At 68.2% G+C, this 2,726-nt stretch carries 2 protein-coding genes and 1 pseudogene; 1 reads left to right on the top strand and 2 read right to left on the bottom strand.

Annotated features, from left to right (window positions below; translation table 11 throughout):
• Positions 1-125, top strand: a pseudogene (locus Q0X16_RS09225) (bacterioferritin); the annotation flags it as partial.
• Between the two features lie 15 nt (positions 126-140).
• On the opposite strand, the gene Q0X16_RS09220 reads toward Q0X16_RS09225, so the two are convergent.
• Both Q0X16_RS09220 and Q0X16_RS09215 read right to left on the bottom strand, forming a co-directional pair.
• A complete protein-coding gene (locus Q0X16_RS09220) occupies positions 141-2,366 on the bottom strand; it encodes an ATP-binding protein (RefSeq protein ID WP_297833365.1) in 2,226 nt (741 codons plus the stop codon).
• Positions 2,367-2,416: 50 nt separating this feature from the next.
• On the bottom strand, positions 2,417-2,726 hold a 310-nt coding region (locus Q0X16_RS09215), incomplete at its 5' end, for an EAL domain-containing protein (protein ID WP_297833363.1).

Below are 2,726 nucleotides of genomic sequence, written 5' to 3'. Positions count from 1 at the left end.
GCAAGGTGTTCGCCGACATCCTCTATTCCGAGGAAGAACACATCGACTGGCTGGAAACCCAGATCGAGTTGATCGGGCGCGTGGGCGAGCAGAACTACCTCGCCCAGCAGCTCGACGCCGACTGATTCCGCTGCGCCGCCTCAGCCTCCGGCCGCCATCGAGGCCTTGAGCGCTTCGCGTACCTGGGTGAACTCGCTGACGATCTGGGCGACGGCGACCGCCGGCTGCGACAGGGTGCCGTCGCGGGCGCCGTATTCGAGGTCGCGGGCGGCGTTGGACAGGGTCATCGCGCCGACGTTGGCGCTGGACGACTTCAGCGTGTGCGCGGCGATCCGCAGCGCGATCGGATTGCTGGCGGCGACCGCGTGTTCGAGTTGGGCGATCAGGCGCGGGGTGTCTTCCAGGTAGACCGCGATGATCTTGTCGACCTCGGCGCCGAGCACTTCGCGCAGTTCGGACAGGACGTTCTGGTCGAGCACGCCGGGACGCTGCGCATCCCGTTGTTCCGACAGTGCGGGAGCGGCGGCCGGCACCGGCATCTGGGTGTCCTTCCAGCGCGCGATGCACTGTTCGAGTTCGGCTCGGCTGACCGGCTTGGACAGGTAGTCGTCCATGCCGGCGTCGAGGCATTTGCGGCGGTCGCCGGCCATCGCGTTGGCGGTCATCGCCACGATCGGGAGCCGTCGCTGCACCTTGCGCTGCTGCTCGAGCTCGCGCCAGCGTCGGGTCGCCGCGTAGCCGTCGAGCACCGGCATCTGGCAGTCCATCAGCACCAGGTCGAATTCGGCTTCGTCGAGCTTGGCCAGCGCCGCCTGGCCGTTGCCGGCGGTGTCGCAGTCGGCCCCGAGCACCTGCAGCAGGCGCTGGGCGACCATCAGGTTGACCGGGTTGTCCTCGACCAGCAGAACCCTGGCCTTGCGGCCGAGTTCGACCTTGGGCGTCTGCGGCGCCGGCGCCGGATGCGGATCCTGCTGCGCCCAGGCGACCCCGGACGCCGACAGCGCGGCTCGTAGATCGGCATCGGCGGCGTTGCGCGAGAGGATGCTGGCGCCCATCGGCAGATCCTGCGAGGTCACCTCGTCGCCGCGCAGGTAGAGCAGGCGGGCGTTGCCGTACTGTTCGTGGCGATCCATGTTGCGGGCCAGCGACACCGCCGTGCTGCGGATGCTCGACAGGTCGGCAAGGACCACCGAATAGTTCCACGGCTTGCCCTGGCCCTGGGCCTGGCGCAGGCGTTCGAGGGCGTCGTGGGTGTTCTCGACGGCGGTGATCCGCAGGCCCCAGTTGGGCAGCAGCAGGGTTAGCCGCATCCGCAGCTTGGCGTCGGTGGTGATCAGCAGCACCCGTCCGCCGTGCATTTCCTCACGGCGTTCGGTGATGTCGCCCTGCACCTTGAGCAGCGGTACTTCGAACCAGAACACCGAGCCGCGGCCCGGCTCGGATTCCACGCCGATCTTGCCGCCCATCAGTTCGACGATGCGCTGCGAGATCACCAGGCCCAGCCCGGTGCCGCCGTACAACCGGGTGGTCGAGGCGTCGGCCTGGCTGAAAGGCTGGAACAGCTTGGCGCGCGTGGCCGCATCGATGCCGATGCCGGTGTCCTGCACCTCGAAGCGCAACTGGTGCTGGGTGGCGGTTTCGCCCATGCGGCGCACGCTCACCGTCACGCCGCCGTGCTCGGTGAACTTGATCGCGTTGCTCAGCAGGTTGCTCAGGATCTGGCGCAGCCGCACCGGATCGCCGCGCACCGGCAGGCGCACCGAAGCGTCGATCTGCAGGGTCTGGCGCAGCCCCTTGGCCTCGGCGGGGCGCTGCATCAGGGTGATCACGCTTTGCAGCAGCTCGCGCAGGTTGAAGCCGGTGGTTTCCAGTTCCAGCCGGTTGGCTTCGAGCTTGGAGTAGTCGAGGATGTCGTCGACGATCCGCAGCAACTGCTGCGCCGAGGCGGTGGCGGTGCGCAGGAACTCCTGCTGCTCCAGCGCAAGCCGTGTGCCGGAAAGCAGGTCCAGCATCGGGATGATGCCGTTGAGCGGCGTGCGGATCTCGTGGCTCATGGTGGCCAGGAATTCGCCCTTGGCCATGAACGCCGATTCGGCTTCCTGCTTGGCCCGGGTCAGTTCCTGTTCGAGCTCGGTGTGGCGGTCGATCTCCTGCTGCAGGGCGCTGATTTCCTCGGCCTTGCGCTGGTTCTGTTCGGCGTGCTCCTGCAGCGCCAGCTCGCGCTGGCGGGTGGTGAAGGCGAGCGTGGTCGTCGCGAACAGGGCCAGCAGGGCCATGACCAGGGCGATCATCTGCCACGGACCTTCCACGCCGGTGCGCTCGATCACCAGCGCCAGCGCGACGCCGGCGGCCGCGCCCAAGGCCAGCCAGCGGGCCACCTGCAGGTTCCGGCCGGCGCGGGTGTCGGCGGCATCGGTCACAGCGTTGCGCTCCGGAAGTCGAAGTCCAGGGTTTGCTCGGGCCGGTGGACCAGATTGCCCTGAATGAAGTCGATCCCGCCGATCCATAGCGCCGCCGCCGCCTGCGGGTCTTCCACGTTCTGGGCGATGACCTGCAGGCCCTGCCGGTGAGCGTACTGGATGGCTTCGCGCATTTCATCGTGCAGGGCCTGGGCCAGCGGCAACTTCGCGAAATCGGGGGCCAGCCGGAGGTAGCCGAGCGACAGCTCGTCCAGAAGTTGTGCCGCGTCCAGGGTATGGCGGTACTGGCTGAGCGCGAACTGGACG

Origin of the sequence: Thermomonas sp. (assembly GCF_025993755.1) — a bacterium.
Taxonomy (GTDB): domain Bacteria; phylum Pseudomonadota; class Gammaproteobacteria; order Xanthomonadales; family Xanthomonadaceae; genus Thermomonas.
The sequence above is the reverse complement of the archived record's forward strand: the minus strand, read 5'-3'. Positions and strand labels throughout refer to the sequence as shown.